This window comes from Actinomadura sp. 3N407 (genome assembly GCF_052245875.1).
Classification (GTDB): domain Bacteria; phylum Actinomycetota; class Actinomycetes; order Streptosporangiales; family Streptosporangiaceae; genus Spirillospora.
Genome location: NZ_JBQQBP010000013.1, coordinates 1 through 14749 on the forward strand (window position 1 = coordinate 1; position 14749 = coordinate 14749).

The window sequence follows — 14749 nt, forward strand, 5'->3', positions numbered from 1 at the left end:
CAGGCGGCCGTCCAGGGGGAGCTGGTCCATCTTGAAGTCGCCGGTGTGCAGGACCGTGCCCGCACCGGTGGTGATCGCGACCGCGAGCCCGTCCGGGATCGAGTGGTTCACCGCGTAGAACCGGCAGTCGAAAGGCCCGATGGTCTCGGTGCCGCCTTCGCCGACCTCCACGGTCCGCGGGCGCAGGCGGTGCTCGACGAGTTTCGCCTCGATCAGCGCCAGGGTGAGGCGGGAGCCGATGAGGGGGATGTCGGGCCGCTCGCGCAGCAGGTAGGGCACACCGCCGATGTGGTCCTCGTGGCCGTGCGTGAGCACCACGGCGACGACGTCGTCCAGCCGGTCGGTGATGGCGGTGAAGTCCGGCAGGATCAGGTCGACGCCCGGCTGATCCAGATCGGGGAACAGCACTCCGCAGTCGACGATCAGCAGCTTGCCGCCGTATTCGAAGACCGTCATGTTGCGGCCGATCTCACCGAGCCCGCCGAGCGCCACAATGCGCAGTCCGCGGGCCGGCAGCACCGGCGGTGGGCCGAGTTCCGGGTGCGGGCGGCTCATCCGATCATCGGGCTAAGCTCAGCTGACACGGGGGCTCCTCTTGTCCGCGCTGCTTCGGCGCAGCGATCTGGTCCTACTATGTCGTGAAGGAAGATTTGATCGCCGATGGTCACAGCGGCATGCGCCGCACGTGCTCGGTCACCCAGATCCAGGAGCCGTCGGCCTCGTTGAGGCGGCGCTGGACCTGCTCCACCTCGTCGAGGTGGAGTTCGAGCACGGGCCGCCACCGGCCATGCACACGATCTTCGAAGTAGACCTGTTCGTCGTCGGCCCGCAGGCGCAGCGCCCGCACCGTCTGCGGTGCGCCCTCGTGCGGCTGGATTCGGTAGGTCGGCATGATCCCTCTCGTGTCGGTCGGCCCCGCCTGCCGCCGCACGGTGGGGCGGGGCGGCACCGGCCACTCCGAGGGCACTCTACTCTTACGTGAGGAGAGAGTGCGACCGCGGGAGTCGAACGCCGGCGCGGGTGACCGGCATGAGGAGCGAATCTGAGCGAGGCGATCGACGCGCGAAGTCCGGCGCCGCACCGGCAGGCGGAGCCGGGCCGCCGAACCCGGACGCGGATCCTGCTTAGCGCCACCGTCGTCCTCGCCCTGACCGGTCCCGGGCAGACGGCGGGGCTGTCGGTCTTCACCGAGCCGCTGATCGAGGACCTGGACATCTCCCGTACCCAGCTCAGCGGCGCCTACCTGATCGCGACGCTGACCGGGGCCGCGTTCCTGCCGCTGGTAGGACGGGCCCTGGACCGCTACGGGGTGCGTGTCCTGGTCACGGGCGCCGCCGTGCTGTTCGGCGCGGTCCTGGCCGGATCTGCGCTGGTGGGTTCGATCTGGGGACTCACGGCCGGCCTGGCGGGGCTGCGGCTGTCCGGGCAGGGCGCCCTCAGCCTGCTCGCCACCACCACGGTCGCGCTGTGGTTCACCCGCAACCGCGGCACGTCCCTGGGACTGGTGACCTCGGTCGGCGCCGCCGGGATCTCGGTGACGCCCGTCCTCACCGAACGCCTGATCGCAGCGACCGACTGGCGGACGGCCTGGCTGATCCAGGGCCTGGTCATCTGGACCGTCCTCATCCCGGTCGGCGTGTACGGGCTGCGGGGCCGCCCCCCGGCGGCCGTCCGCGACACCTCGCGTCCGGGCCCGGCCGGGGGATGGACGGTGGGCCGGTCGATGCGCACGGCCGCCTTCTGGACGATCATCGCGGCCGTCTGCTGCCAGGGCATGCTGACCACCGCCGTCGCCTTCCACCAGGTGTCCCTGCTCGGCGAGCACGGCCTGTCACCGACCGAAGCCGCCGCGAACTTCCTGCCCCAGACCATGGCCGGTCTCGCCGCGGCGTTCCTCGTCGGCGCGCTGGCCGACCGCTTCCCGCCGCGCCTCGTGCTCGCCGCGAGCCTGGCCGTGCTGGCCGCCGGGCTGCTCTGGACGCCTCTCCTGGCTCCGGGGCTCAGCGGGATCACGTTCGGGCTGCTGCTCGGCGCCGCGGGGAACGGAGTCCGGACCCTGGAAGCCTCGATCGTCCCGGCCTACTTCGGCACCGCCCACATCGGCGCGCTTCGCGGCATCGTCCACGCCGCCACGGTCGCCTCCACCGCGTTCGGCCCGGTCCTGCTGTCGCTGGGACACGACCTGGTGGGCTCGTACACGCCCGCGCTGATGCTCTCGGCCGCCGTCCCCGCCCTGATCGCCGTCATCGTGATCCTCGTGCCGCCGCCGAACCGTCCCACGGCCGACGGCCATGAAGGGAAGAGCGGATGAGGCGGTGAAGCCCCGGGTCACCGCTCGTCCCCGGGCGGCAGCCGTCCTGTTCCGAACCGCACGTTGGGCAGGTATTTCAACCCGGACGCGCTCTCCACGGGCGGGTCCAGCCAGGCATGGCCGCCGCCGGAGACCTCCAGGCGCCGGTGGACGTCCACGATCTCCGACAGGGGCAACCGCAGGACGACCACCCAGGGCGGAGACGCTCCCATGCGGCAGCTCTCGGCATAGACCGAGAACTCGTCCATCCGGAGGCGATGGGCATCCACCAGATGCTCCTCGCCGTCACCCGTCCGGAAGCGATACAGGGGCATCTGACCTCCGCCTACGTGCACCCTACTCTTACGTTAATGTAGAGTGTGATCGTCACAGTACCCCGGGACGCCGGGCTTGGCCAGCCGGGCCGGGGAACAGGCAGAGGAGGGGTCAATGGCGGGCTACCGCATCCACCTCGTCGACGGCGCGCGGCGGGAACTCTCGGCGGACCGGTGCAGGCAGACCGGCTCCCGTTACGTCTTCGAGCGGGAGAGCGCGCCGGGAGACTGGCGGATCGTCCACGAAGTGGCCGTGGCCGATGTCGTCCAGCTCCAGGACGGCGTGGATGTCACGGACCACCGCTCGAACTCATAGCGCCGTCCAGCGCCTTCGCTCTCACCTCACGTAAAGATAGATTGGAAGGCGCTGGGCACCCCGAGTGGAAGAGACGGACACGTGTCGCGAAACATCGCCTGCCCACACTGCGGTGAGGAGGAGAACCTCGCCGGCCGCCCCGGGCCGGACGGCATCCTGATCATCTGCGAGGCATGCGGTGCCTCGTTCCCCCGCGACGCCGCGGTGAGCTGCGCCACCTGCGGCGGCACCGACCTGGTCCAGCGGCCCCGCGCACTCACCCAGTTCTCGCGAGGCACCCAGCTGTCCATCACCAGCTGGAACCAGGCACTGCTCTGCAGCTCCTGCGACGCCGCCATGGTGGCCCGCTCCAGCGAGGGCAAGCCCATCCCGCCGCACTACCAGCCGGCCGCCGCCTTCAAACGCGACCCCGAATCACCGGACGATACCCAGATCATCCCCCGCTGACCCGGGGGCCACTGACACAGAGCCGGCCGCCTGACACAGGGCCGCCTCGCCCCCGCCGCAGAACGAATTTCCCGGCCCGATACGTCGTTCACTGCAACGGCCACCGGCCGCACCGCAGCCCGCAGGCGCGATGGCCTCCCAACGCAGAGCCCTAATCCGCCGTGCGGGCGTGGTCGTGGTGGTGCTCGGTGATCCAGCGGGCGGCGAGCAGGCCGGAGGCGGCGGTGAGGGCGGCGGCGGCGATGACGGTGGCGTTGAGGCCGAGGGTGTCGGCGAGGATGCCGGCGATCAGGGCTCCGGCGGCGTAGCCGATGTCGCGCCAGAACCGGTACGTGCCGAGCGCGTTGGCGCGCCAGGTGGGGTGGGCGTGGTCGGACACCGAGGCGATCAGGGCGGGGTAGACCATGGCGGTGCCGATCCCGAGGGCGATGGCCGACAGGACGCCCGCGAGCAGCGGCCGGTCCAGGAGCGCCAGGGCGAGGACGAACCCGGCGGCCTGGACGAACATGCCGGTCACGATGAGGGGTTTGCGGCCGATGCGGTCGGCGAGATGGCCGGTGGGGATCTGGCCGATGCCCCACAGCAGCGGGTAGAGGCCCTTGATGAGGCCGACGGCGGCGATGCCTAGCCCGTGCTCGGTGAACAGCAGGGGGAACACACCCCAGGTGAGGCCGTCGTTGAGGTTGTTGACCAGCCCGGCCTGGCTGGCGCCGCGCAGGGAGCGGTTCCGCCAGGAGGTGCGGGCGAAGGTCGTGGCCAGGCCGCTCGCCTCGCCGGCCGGTGCGGGCTTGGGGTGCTGGGCGAGTTCGAGGGCGACGTGGGCGGCGGTGTCGCGGACGATCAGCGACAGCATGAGCCCGGCGGCGACGAAGACGACGCCGATGAGTTCGGGGATGGGGCGCAGCCCGTAGGCGGTGGCGAGGTAGCCGGTGGCCAGGGCGGTGGCGCCGACGGCGACGTACCCGGCGGCCTCGTTCAGGCCGGTGGCCAGGCCGCGGCGGGCCGGGCCGACCAGGTCGATCTTCATGTTGACGGTCATGGACCAGGTCAGGCCCTGGTTGACGCCCAGCAGCACGTTGGCCGCGACGATCCAGCCCCAGGAGGGTGCCCAGGCGAGGACGAAGGGGACGGGGGTGCCGGCGAGCCATCCGGCGAGCAGGAGCTGCTTGCGGTGGAAGCGGGCGGTCAGCGCCCCGGCGGCCAGGTTGGTCAGCGCCTTGGTGAGGCCGAAGGCGATGATGAACGAGAAGACGGCCAGGTCGCTGGTGAGGCCGAAGACGTCGGTGCCGATGAGCGGAACCGTGGTGCGCTCCAGACCGACCAGGGCGCCCACGCAGACGTTGACGATGACGAGGAACGTGAACTGCAGCCAGTTCTCGCGCAACCCCAGCCGTACCGGCCGTCCGGCCGGCGCTGCGCCGGTGGGGGTGGTGCTCACCGGGCGTCTCCCGGGATGCCGCGGTCCAGCCGCCGGCCGTGGGCGGCGGCGTAGTCGGCGGGTCCGCCGTTCAGGACGGTGACATCGGTGTGGCCGGCGCGTTCCAGGATGCCGGCCGCGGTCATGGCGCGTTCGCCGTGCCCGCAGGCCACGACCGCGCCGGCCAGGTCGCCGGCCGGGGCGCCGGAGGCGGTGGCGGCCAGGTCGCCGAGTTCGATGTTGAGCGCGCCGGGCACGTGCCCGGCGGCGTACTCGGCCTGCTGGCGCACGTCGAGGTAGGGGCCTGCCGGTGCCTGGCCGGCGGTGACGAACGCGATGGTGGTCTGGGGGTGGCCGTCGGCGAGCCAGGCGGGCATGCCGCCGGCCAGGCGTCCGGCAGGCCGCTCGTAGCCGATCTTGTACGCCTGCCAGATGATCTCGTCCGGATCCTGGTCCTCGCCCATGACGAAGACCAGAGGAGTGGTGTCGGGCAGGAGCCAGCCCAGCCAGGTGGCGAACTGGCCGCGCAGCGGGATGGACAGGGCGCCGGGAATGTGGCCGGCCGCGTAGTCGGCCGCCGGGCGGACGTCGACCACCTCGCCGCCGTCGGCGAGCAGCGCCTCGACCTGCCCCGTGCCGAGCGCGGGCAGCGGCGGTGTGCCGGTCAGGACGGCGGGGCCGCGCCGGTTGCGTTCGGTGAGCCGGTCGAAGTAGGCGGGGTAGGACCCCAGGCTCGCCACCAGCCGGCGCACGAAGGTGTCCTCGTCCGGTGCGGCCAGCAGCGGGTTGGCCTGCTTCTGGGCGCCGATGGTGGTGGTGCGTTCGGTGCCGGGCGGGGCCGAGCAGAACGACCCGGCTCCGTGGGTGGGCCAGACCGCCAGCCGGTCGGGCAGCGTGGCCAGGTATCGCAGAGACCGGTACTGCGCGCGGGCCAGCGCCTCGGTGCGGTCGGCGCCGAGCAGGTCGGTGCGGGCGGCGGAGTTCACGATCAACGAGCCTCCCGTGAACACCCCCAGCTCCCGGCCGCCGTCCAGCAGCAGGAAGGCCAGGTGCTCGTCGGTGTGGCCGGGCGTGGCCAGCGCTCGCAGGGTCAGCCCGCCGAGGTCGACCTCGTCGCCGTCGGCCAGACCCCGATGGGGGAAGGCGCGGTGCCCTGCGGCGGAGGCCAGCACCGTGGCACCGGTGTCGTGGCCGAGCTGGACGGCGCCGGAGAGGAAGTCGGCGTGCAGGTGCGTGTCCGCCGCGAAAGCGACGGTCAGGCCGAGCCGCTGAGCGGCGGTGTGCAGGGCGCGCAGGTCGCGGCCGGCGTCCACGGCCAGGGCGCGGCCGTCGCCCAGGTCGACGAGGTAGGCGCTGTTGCCCAGTCCTTCGTCCACCAGTGGTGTCAGATGGTCGTCGGCGAAGCCCATGACGGTCCCTCCAAGATCGAGTGCACAGGCGGGTGCGCGGACGTGTGGCCTCGGCATCCGTCTTCAACTACAATATTCCATGGATGATTGGAGTATGTCATGGCGGAGACCACCGCAGTGCAGACCAAGGCGGAGCTGTACGCCGCGTTCGCGGCCGGCGGCAAGGCGCTGGCCAGCGGGAAACGCCTGGAGCTGCTCGACCTGCTCGCCCAGGGAGAACGCACCGTCGACGCCCTGGCCGCGGCCGCCGGGCTGAACCTGACGACGGCCTCGGCCCACCTGCAAACACTCAAGCAGGCAGGATTCGTCGCCACCCGCCGCGAGGGAGTGCGCATCCACTACCGGCTCGCGGGCGACGACGTGGCGCGGCTGTTCGCGCTGCTGCGCAAGGTGGCCGAGAACCACCAGGCCGCCGTCCCCCCGGCACGGGACGCCTACCTCGGCGAGGACGGCGCGGTGGAGGTCACCCGCGAGGAGCTGCGCACCCGCGCGGAGACCGGGGACGCGCTGGTACTGGACGTGCGGCCGGTCGAGGAGTACCGGGCCGGCCACATCCCCGGCGCGGTCAGCATCCCGGTGACCGAGCTGGCCGACCGGATCGACGAGCTGCCCGCCGACACCGAGATCGTGGTGTACTGCCGAGGCGAATACTGCGTGCTCGCCTACGACGCGGTACGGCTGCTGACCGGCCGCGGCAGGCGGGCCGTCCGCCTGAACGACGGCATGCTGGAGTGGCGACTGGCCGACCTGCCCGTCCAGCACGGGGAGCCGGCATGACCAGCGGCCTTACACCCGGGCTCCCACCGCATCCGGGCCTGGCCGGCGGACCGGTCTACCTGGACTACAACGCGACCACCCCCGTCGACCCCCGGGTGGCCGAGGCGATGGCGCCCCACCTGACCGGCCTGTTCGGCAACCCGTCCAGCGGCCACCCCTACGGCGCCGGGCCACGCGCCGCCCTGGCGGACGCCCGCGCACAGGTCGCCGCCATGATCGGCGCCCGCCCCCACGACATCGTGTTCACCGCATCCGGCTCCGAGGCCGACCTGCTCGCCCTGCGCGGCGCGGTGCTGGCCTCCGGGCAACCGCACCCGCACGTGATCACGCAGGCCACCGAACATCCGGCCGTCCTGGAAACGTGCCGCGCCCTGGAGCGCCTGCACCGCGTCCGCATGACGGTGCTGCCGGTGGACGGCGAAGGCCTGGTCGACCCGGCCGCGCTGGCCGCCGCGCTGACCGGCGAGACGGTGCTGGTCTCGGTGATGGCCGCCAACAACGAAACCGGCGCCCTCCAGCCGATCGCCGGGCTGGCCGACCTCGCCCACCGGAACGGGGCGCTGTTCCACTGTGACGCGGCGCAGGCCACGGGGAAGATCCCCGTCGATGCCCGTGATATGGGCGCCGACCTGCTCACGGTGGTCGGGCACAAGATGTATGCACCCAGAGGCGCGGCGGCACTGTACGTGCGCGACGGCGTGGACCTGGAACCGGTCGTCTACGGAGGCGGCCAGGAACTCGGACTGCGAGCCGGCACCGAGAACGTCGCCCTCGCCGTCGCGCTCGGCACCGCCGCCCGGCTCGCCGCCGACGAGCTCGCCGACGGCGGCGCCGCCCGGATCGCGGCGCTGCGTGACGACCTCCACCAGAGGCTCGCCACCGCGCTGCCCGGCCGCGTTCATCTCAACGGGCCGGAAGGGCGGCGGCTGCCGAACACGCTGAACATCAGCGTCGACGGCATCTCCGGCCATGACCTTCTCGATGCGGCTCCCCAGATCGCCGCCGCGACCGGCTCGGCCTGCCACAGCGGCACCCACACCCCCTCCCCGGTCCTGACCGCGATGGGCCTCGACACCGATCGCGCACTGGGAGCGCTGCGGCTGTCACTGGGCCGCTGGAGCACCCGAACCGACATTGACGTGGCGGCGACCGCGCTGATCGAGGCGGCGACCGGAAACGGATCGGGGGATCGGCGGGTCTTCTGATCGATTCCACCCGATCGCCGCGGCCGGCGCCTGCCGACACAATGCACTTCATTCATTGTGAAGTGAGTTCACTATGTTGTATGTTCCCTTGACGGTGGCATTCACCGGCCCACCACGAAGGGACCGCAACCATGACGTACACGTCCGGGCCGACAGGCCCGTCCGCCAACACCGGCCGTCCCGCTCCTGCCGCCCCGCAGATCCTCGGTGCCGCCCTTCCACCCGCCCGCCCGCGGACGGGGAGCAACCGATGAACGAGCAACCGATCGAACGGCCCGGCCGGATCGAGGCCCGCAACCTGACCAAGCGCTTCGGCTCCGTCACGGCGGTCGACGACGTGAGCTTCACCGTGGAGGCGGGCTCGATCACCGGCTTCCTGGGCCCCAACGGCGCCGGCAAGACCACCACCCTGCGCGTGCTGCTCGGCCTGGTCGCCCCCGACTCCGGCCGCGTGAGCATCAGCGGCCGGCACTACGCCGACCTTCCCCGCCCCGGCGACGAGGTGGGAGCCGCGCTGGAGGCCACCGGCTTTCACCCGGCCCGCAGCGGCCGCGACCACCTGCGCGTGTACTGCACCGTCAACCGCTACCCGCAGGCCCGAGCCGACCAGGTGCTGGAAGAGGTCGGGCTGACCGGCGCGGCCCGGCGCGCGGTCGGCGGCTACTCCCTGGGGATGCGGCAACGCCTCGCCCTGGCCACCGCCCTGCTGGGGCACCCCAGGGTCCTGATCCTGGACGAGCCCGCCAACGGCCTGGACCCCGAAGGCATCGCCTGGATGCGGCGCTTCCTCAAACGGCAGGCCGCCGACGGCCGGACCGTCCTGGTCTCCAGCCACCTGCTAGCCGAGGTGCAGCAACTGGTCGACCACGTGATCATCATCGACGGGGGACGGCTGGTCCGGCAGGGCCCCTTGACGGAACTGGCCGGGGCGCTGGCCGCCACCATGGTCCGCAGCCCGCAGGCCGGCGCCCTGGCCGACGCGCTGGCCGCGGACGTGAACGGCGCCGGGCCGGGCACCGCGCGCATCGACCGCACCGGGCCCGACGAGCTGACCGTCACCGGGATGCGGCCCGAGGAGATCGGGCGCCTGGCCCACCGCCGCAGCATCGAACTGCACGAGCTCACCAGCACCGGCGGCGACCTGGAACAGATCTTCTTCACCCTGACCGCCGCACACCAGGAGCCGACCTGACATGCGCCACCTGATCGCGGGAGAGTTCCGCAAGCTGCTCACCACCCGCCTCTGGCTGTGGCTGCTGCTGGCGTCCATGGCGCTGACCGCCCTGTACTCCAGCCTGCTCATCGCCTTCTCCGGCGACGGGGACACCTGGACACCGGCCCTGTCCACCGCGGCCGGTCAGCAGACGCTGTTCGGGGTCGCAGCCGGCGGCGCCAACACCCTGGTCGCCGTCCTGGGCGCCATCGCCATCACCGGGGAGTTCCGGCACAAGACGGCCACCGCCACCTTCCTGGCCACCCCGCACCGCGGCCGCGTCGTGGCCGCCAAACTCGTCACCTGCGGCCTCGCCGGCATCGGCTACGCGCTGACCTGCCTGGTCGTCGTCGCCGCCATCGCGGTGCCATGGCTGGCGACCCAGAACATCAGCGTGCCCCTCACCGGCAACGGGCTCCCCGCCACCATGCTCGGCGTCGTCGCCGACATCGCCATCTTCGCCCTCATCGGCGTCGGCGTGGGCGCGCTCGTCCGCAACCAGGTCGCCGCCGTGGTCGGCCTGCTGGTCTACCGGTTCGTCGCCGAGCCGATCCTCACCGGCGTCCCCGCCCTCGCCGACTGGACGCTGTACCTGCCGGGCTCGGCCTCGGCCTCACTCACCCAGATCTCCCTGACCACCCAGCATTTCCTGGAGCCCTGGCAGGGCGGGCTGGTCCTGGCCGGCTACGGCATCGCCTTCGCACTCGCCGGAACACTGACCTCGATCCGCCGCGACATCACCTGAGAGCCCGCTCGCCATCTGGGAGCCGCGCCGCGGAGCGGCCGGCCGCCTCGCGGCTCGCGGTCTCTCCACCACTGAGATCCCGACGGTGTCCATCGCGACGGACACCCCGCGAGACGTGCCCGGCGCGCCGCTCGGCCGTCACAGCGGGACCTCTCACGGTTGTCTCTCGTCTTCATGAAGCCTTCATCCAGGCAACCGCACAAGCCGCATGTGACCGCGCTGGACTGCAGCACGAGCACAGAACGTACCAGCGTCAGGTCCGGCGGATGCGGGAGGAAAGACATGCGACATCAGGTACGGCTTTCGGCGGTGGCGGCCTCAGTCGCTGTAGTGACGTTGGCCGTCGCGGGCTGCGCGGAAGGCGGGGCGGATCCCTCGGCCGGCGCCTCTAGTTCGGCCACCTCCGGCACATCGTTCGCGATCGATGAGGAGAAGTGGTTCCGCGAGGTCCGTCTGGAGGACTGGCCTCATCCGCCGACGGCGAGGTCAAGATCACCGGGGGTCATGGACACTGCCCGCCGGTCAAGGAGCGCGACCGGGTGACCCGGGCCTGGTTGAAACGACACCTGTGACACGGCACGTGTCCGGGGCGATGACGACCACCACGGACCCAGGAGCCCCGTGGACCGGCGGCAGGCAGGCCCGTAACGTCGGAGAGCCCGGTGACGCCGGTGTCGAAGTCGAGCGCGGTGAGTTCGATGACGCGTCCGTCCTCGACAGCGACCGTGCGACGGGCGGGGTCGATCAGCAGCCCGTCGAAGCGCAGGATGGCGTCGTCCGGGCCGGCCGCGCCACCGGACGCGGCGGAACGGCGCAGGATCGCGCGGACGCGCAAGGCGAGCTCGCGGGCACTGAACGGCTTGGTCACGTAGTCGTCGCCACCCGCGTTGAATCCGACGATCCGGTCGAGCTCCTCGTCTCGCGCGGTCAGCAGGATCACCGGGACATCGCTCGTCTTCCGGAGGCGCCTCAGCACCTCGAAGCCGTCCAGTCCGGGCATCATCACGTCGAGGATCACCAGCGACCACATCGAGAACGAGGTCGGACGCATGCGCCTGCTCGTCGAGGACCTCACGCTGCTCGCCCGCCTGGACGCCGGACGCCCCATGGACCAGGGCGACGTCGACCTCACCGCCCTGGCGGCCGGCGTCGTCGAGGACGCCCAGATCATCTATCCCGACCGCGGCATCACCCTGGCCCCGGCCCGGCCGTCACATGTCCGCGGCGACGCCGCCCGGCTGCAGCAAGCCCTGCGCAACCTCGTCGGCAACGCCGTCCAGCACACCCCGGCCCGGACGTCCGTCCGGGTCGAGATCACCGACGTCGGCGGCGCCGTCCAGGTCGACGTCATCGACAACGGACCGGGCATCTCCCGCCAGGACCTCCCTCGCGTCTTCGAACGCTTCTGGCGCGCCGAGGCCAGCCGGAGCCGCGCCTACGGCGGCTCCGGCCTCGGACTCGCCATCGTCGAAGTCATCGTTCACGCTCACCACGGGCAGGTGGCCGTACGGTCCGAAGCCGGCATGGGCACCATCGTCACCGTCTGGCTACCGCACGCCCGAAGGAAGGCCGCGGCCGGTGACCGGTAGACCCACCGTGGCCTCCGGGCGGGCCGCTCAACCTTGATCATTCATGGCGGGCGTGGCGTTCGAGGCCGCCGATGAGGAGTTCCAGGCCAAAGCGGAACTCCTCGGGTAGCGGAACTGAGGTGAGGGTGCGGGTGGTCTGGGTGATGGCCGGGTACACGGCGGGGTCCAGGCGGCGGTAGAAGGCGGCGAGTTCGGGGACTGCATCGGGAGACGCGGCCGCGGGTCCGTGCTGCTGGGCGGTGAAGCCGATGACGTAGTGGCCGATGGCGGTGAACGCGCGTGCCGCGAGGTCGGCGGAGAGACCGCGGTCCAGGAGGGCGCGCAGAACGCGTTCGCGCTGGGCCGGCCCGTTGGGTCCGACGGGGACCTGGGCCATGAGCGGGGCCACGATGTCGGGGTGGCGGCACAGGGTGTCGTAGAGGCGGTGGCCGACGGCGGTGAGGGTCTCCTGCCAGGTGGCGAGGGCGCCGAGGTCGCTCAGGTCGGGTTCCCCGAGGACGCGGTCGACCGTGTGGGCCAGGATCTCGTCCTTGCTCGCGAAGTGGCGGTAGAGGGTGGCGGTGCCGGAGCCCAGGGTGTCAGCGAGCATCCGCAGGGAGAAGGCGTGGACGCCGTGTTCGTCGACGAGCCGCAGGGCGGTCCCGATGATGTGGTCGGTGTCCAGGGCGGGACGGCCACGGCGGGGGGTGGTGCGGGCGACGGGGCGGGCGGCCCACCAGGCCGGGCTGCCCGGCACGTTCGCGCCGTCGGGTGAGTTCGGCGCGGCGGCGGTCATCTGCGAGTGCCTTCCCTGTCGCCCGTGCGTGGTTGCTGAGTCCAGCCCGGACGGTTTCCGATCGTAGCAACGGTAGCGGGCGCGGGGTCGCTCACCGGGGGAGCGCGCGACCGCAGTGCGGCCGTCGCGCTCCCCACAGTCGGGTCAGGCGGGCTGGGGTGCGCGGGCGGCCATTACCGCGTCGCGCAGGTGCCGCTCGTCTTCGGTGGACAGCGATGTGCGGATGAGCCTCCCGCCCAAGGGCGCCATCTCCGGGATCACCTTGTCCGGGTTGCGTTTGTCGACCAGGGTGATGGGGCGGTGATCCCGCGTTGTGCACGCATCGTTTCGATCGGGCAGGGAGTCACCGGATTCGGCGAGGTGCTCGCCGCGTGCGGTGGAACTCCCTCGCCATCCGCGTCAACGGCCCGCGCGCCTGGGACACCCGCCTGACCATCGACTGGAACTTCACCGACCTCAAGGAAGAGATCAGGCTCAGCCTCGCCAACGGCGTCCTCACCCAGACCCACGCCCACGACGGAAACCCGGCCGACCTCACCCTGACCCTGACCAAGCCGCAACTGCTGCACACGGTGACCGCCCAGAGCCTCGACGGCGTCCAGGCCGACGGCGACCGCCGGGCATTCGCCACGCTGATCGGCCTGCTCGACGACGTCGATCGCGACTTCGACATCGTCACCCCCTGACGGAGATGCCGGCGCGGGTACGGGATCGGCTGGTCCCCGCAACGCAGCGGCGAACGCCCGAGGAGCTCACCGCCGACCTGGACCTGCGGTCCGGGAAGGACACGCCGAAGCTCTCGGCCTTCTGGACGATGCTGATCCGGTCCGCGTTGATCACCGCCGCCGGAGTGATGGCCGACTCGACGGCGACGGTCATCGGCGCCATGGTCATCGCGCCGCTGTCCACGCCCATCATGGGCGTCGCACTCGGCCTGGTGAAACGGACCCGCACCGGCGCCGGCCGGTTCGTCCTCGGCGTCGCGGCCGCGGTCGTCGCCGTCGGGCTGCTGGCGTCGCTGGCCGTGCCGCGCTCCTACGACCTGCTGTCCAACACGCAGATCTCCGGCCGCACCTCCCCGGGCCTGGCCGACCTCCTCGCCGCGATGGCGACCGGACTGGTCGGCGCCGTCGCCCTCGCCCGCCGGGACGTCGCCGCGGTCATGCCCGGTGTCGCGATCGCCATCTCACTCGTCCCGCCGCTGGTCGTGGCCGGCGTCTGCCTCGGGGACGGCGCGCCCGTCCTCGCGTGCGGCGCGCTGGTGCTGTTCCTGTCCAACTTCCTGTGCCTCGTCCTGGCCGGGACCTTCGTCTTCGCCGCCCTCGGATACCGCGACACCGCACCGGCCGCCCGCACCCCCACCCGCGCCGCGCTCGCCCTACGGTCGACGCCGGAAAGGTCGGGTCCTGACCCCGGCCGGGACGGGCCGACCCTGACCGTGTTCCTGAGGGCCCGCCAGTTCACAACGCGATCGTGGGAAGGGCCCGGAGCGTTCCTCCTCGCTTTGCGGATCCCGGTGCGCCGGCAGACCGGACGCCTTGAGAGCGTTGAGCGCGGCGATTCGGCATTTCCCCGAGCTGGCGGCCCGGACGGAGTCCGACGCCAGATCTCCCTGCTCGTGGAGGTCCGAACCACCGTCCCTCCGCGGCATGGGCCCGCAGGGCCGTCGGCGCCCAGGTGCTCGGGGCTCGCGTCCGGTGGCCGGGGCGTATTTCCGGCAAGCGCAGTGTTGCCTTCGGCAGGGGTGCGTGGACGGTGAACATTGTGAGGTCACAGAAGAGAAGCGGAACGCTCGCCGTCGAGGCTTCTGAATCGTCCGTGCTGCCCGCCGCCGACCAAGAGGCGCTGTACATCCTGGCTCATGCCCCCGGACCCGCGGCGGTTCTGGCGGCCCGGGGGCTGCTCCGCGCGGCCCTCGTCGAATGGGACCTCAACTCTCGCAATGTCGCCTCCGCCGCGACCGCGGGCCTTGGATGGCTCGTGGACAACGTGGTACGCGACGTGCAGGCCGCGGGACTGCCCGATGCCCTGGAGATCTCCGTCCGTCTCGTCCAGAGGGAAGGGCGGAGGTACGTCCGCATCGAGGTCCTCGACTTCCTGTTGGTGCGGCCGGAGGAACTGGGGTGGCCGCCCCAGCTCACCGGCCTCGACGTGACCGGGGCCAAGTTCGGCTGCCACGTGGAGAAGACCGCACGGCGCACATGGCTGGACATCTCCACCGCCGGCTGACC

At 71.9% G+C, this 14749-nt stretch carries 18 protein-coding genes; 11 read left to right on the forward strand and 7 right to left on the reverse strand.

Annotated elements, in window-relative coordinates; genetic code table 11:
• The coding region (locus ACTWPP_RS29110) for an MBL fold metallo-hydrolase (protein ID WP_443107556.1) at window positions 1–555 on the reverse strand (555 nt) is incomplete at its 3' end.
• 109 nt (window positions 556–664) lie between these two features.
• A complete protein-coding gene (locus tag ACTWPP_RS29115) occupies window positions 665–892 on the reverse strand; it encodes a hypothetical protein (protein WP_443107557.1) in 228 nt (75 codons plus the stop codon).
• A gap of 282 nt (window positions 893–1174) precedes the next feature.
• Here ACTWPP_RS29115 and ACTWPP_RS29120 point away from each other — a divergent pair, with 282 nt between their 5' ends.
• Window positions 1175–2311: an MFS transporter gene (locus ACTWPP_RS29120; protein ID WP_443107780.1), complete on the forward strand. Its 1137-nt coding sequence runs from the start codon at window positions 1175–1177 to the stop codon at window positions 2309–2311.
• A 17-nt stretch (window positions 2312–2328) separates the two neighbouring features.
• On the opposite strand, the gene ACTWPP_RS29125 is transcribed toward ACTWPP_RS29120, so the two are convergent.
• Window positions 2329–2625 (reverse strand): hypothetical protein, encoded by a 297-nt coding sequence (locus tag ACTWPP_RS29125; protein WP_443107558.1) that lies wholly within the window; start codon window positions 2623–2625, stop codon window positions 2329–2331.
• A 115-nt stretch (window positions 2626–2740) separates the two neighbouring features.
• Between ACTWPP_RS29125 and ACTWPP_RS29130 the strand changes: the two genes are divergently transcribed.
• Entirely contained in the window at window positions 2741–2941 is a 201-nt protein-coding gene (locus tag ACTWPP_RS29130) for a hypothetical protein (protein WP_443107559.1), read from the forward strand.
• Between the two features lie 81 nt (window positions 2942–3022).
• The gene (locus ACTWPP_RS29135) at window positions 3023–3388 is read left to right on the forward strand and encodes a hypothetical protein (protein ID WP_443107560.1); all 366 of its coding nucleotides are present in this window, start codon (window positions 3023–3025) and stop codon (window positions 3386–3388) included.
• A 151-nt stretch (window positions 3389–3539) separates the two neighbouring features.
• On the opposite strand, the gene ACTWPP_RS29140 is transcribed toward ACTWPP_RS29135, so the two are convergent.
• Together ACTWPP_RS29140 and ACTWPP_RS29145 are read right to left on the reverse strand one after the other, a co-directional pair.
• Entirely contained in the window at window positions 3540–4826 is a 1287-nt protein-coding gene (locus tag ACTWPP_RS29140) for an MFS transporter (RefSeq protein WP_443107562.1), read from the reverse strand.
• The gene (locus ACTWPP_RS29145; RefSeq protein WP_443107563.1) at window positions 4823–6214 is read right to left on the reverse strand and encodes an MBL fold metallo-hydrolase; all 1392 of its coding nucleotides are present in this window, start codon (window positions 6212–6214) and stop codon (window positions 4823–4825) included. Before ACTWPP_RS29145 ends, ACTWPP_RS29140 begins: the two co-directional genes overlap by 4 nt.
• A gap of 99 nt (window positions 6215–6313) precedes the next feature.
• On the opposite strand from ACTWPP_RS29145, the gene ACTWPP_RS29150 reads away from it, so the two are divergent.
• From ACTWPP_RS29150 to ACTWPP_RS29165, 4 genes are all read left to right on the forward strand, one after another.
• The gene (locus ACTWPP_RS29150; protein WP_443107564.1) at window positions 6314–6991 is read left to right on the forward strand and encodes an ArsR/SmtB family transcription factor; all 678 of its coding nucleotides are present in this window, start codon (window positions 6314–6316) and stop codon (window positions 6989–6991) included.
• Window positions 6988–8196 carry a cysteine desulfurase family protein gene (locus tag ACTWPP_RS29155; protein WP_443107565.1) on the forward strand — a complete coding sequence of 403 codons (1209 nt, stop codon included), beginning with the start codon at window positions 6988–6990 and terminating at the stop codon, window positions 8194–8196. The genes ACTWPP_RS29150 and ACTWPP_RS29155 overlap by 4 nt, the downstream gene beginning before the upstream one ends.
• Before the next feature lie 250 nt (window positions 8197–8446).
• Window positions 8447–9388 (forward strand): ABC transporter ATP-binding protein, encoded by a 942-nt coding sequence (locus tag ACTWPP_RS29160; protein WP_443107566.1) that lies wholly within the window; start codon window positions 8447–8449, stop codon window positions 9386–9388.
• A gap of 1 nt (window position 9389) precedes the next feature.
• Window positions 9390–10154 (forward strand): hypothetical protein, encoded by a 765-nt coding sequence (locus tag ACTWPP_RS29165; RefSeq protein ID WP_443107567.1) that lies wholly within the window; start codon window positions 9390–9392, stop codon window positions 10152–10154.
• Between the two features lie 502 nt (window positions 10155–10656).
• Here the strand turns inward: ACTWPP_RS29165 and ACTWPP_RS29170 are convergent.
• Complete coding sequence (locus ACTWPP_RS29170) at window positions 10657–11172, reverse strand: response regulator transcription factor (RefSeq protein ID WP_443107568.1); 516 nt, start codon at window positions 11170–11172, stop codon at window positions 10657–10659.
• A 31-nt stretch (window positions 11173–11203) separates the two neighbouring features.
• On the opposite strand from ACTWPP_RS29170, the gene ACTWPP_RS29175 reads away from it, so the two are divergent.
• Complete coding sequence (locus ACTWPP_RS29175; protein WP_443107569.1) at window positions 11204–11743, forward strand: sensor histidine kinase; 540 nt, start codon at window positions 11204–11206, stop codon at window positions 11741–11743.
• 37 nt (window positions 11744–11780) lie between these two features.
• Here the strand turns inward: ACTWPP_RS29175 and ACTWPP_RS29180 are convergent, their stop codons facing one another.
• On the reverse strand, window positions 11781–12518 hold the full coding sequence (locus ACTWPP_RS29180) for a TetR/AcrR family transcriptional regulator (RefSeq protein ID WP_443107570.1): 738 nt from the start codon (window positions 12516–12518) through the stop codon (window positions 11781–11783).
• A gap of 371 nt (window positions 12519–12889) precedes the next feature.
• Between ACTWPP_RS29180 and ACTWPP_RS29185 the strand changes: the two genes are divergently transcribed.
• The 3 genes from ACTWPP_RS29185 to ACTWPP_RS29195 are packed head-to-tail and all read left to right on the forward strand — an operon-like array spanning window position 12890 to window position 14747.
• Window positions 12890–13204 carry an alkyl sulfatase C-terminal domain-containing protein gene (locus ACTWPP_RS29185; protein ID WP_443107571.1) on the forward strand — a complete coding sequence of 105 codons (315 nt, stop codon included), beginning with the start codon at window positions 12890–12892 and terminating at the stop codon, window positions 13202–13204.
• Window positions 13205–13209: 5 nt separating this feature from the next.
• Window positions 13210–14277: a DUF389 domain-containing protein gene (locus ACTWPP_RS29190; protein WP_443107572.1), complete on the forward strand. Its 1068-nt coding sequence runs from the start codon at window positions 13210–13212 to the stop codon at window positions 14275–14277.
• 5 nt (window positions 14278–14282) lie between these two features.
• The gene (locus tag ACTWPP_RS29195; protein WP_443107573.1) at window positions 14283–14747 is read left to right on the forward strand and encodes a hypothetical protein; all 465 of its coding nucleotides are present in this window, start codon (window positions 14283–14285) and stop codon (window positions 14745–14747) included.
• Window positions 14748–14749: the final 2 nt, after the last annotated feature.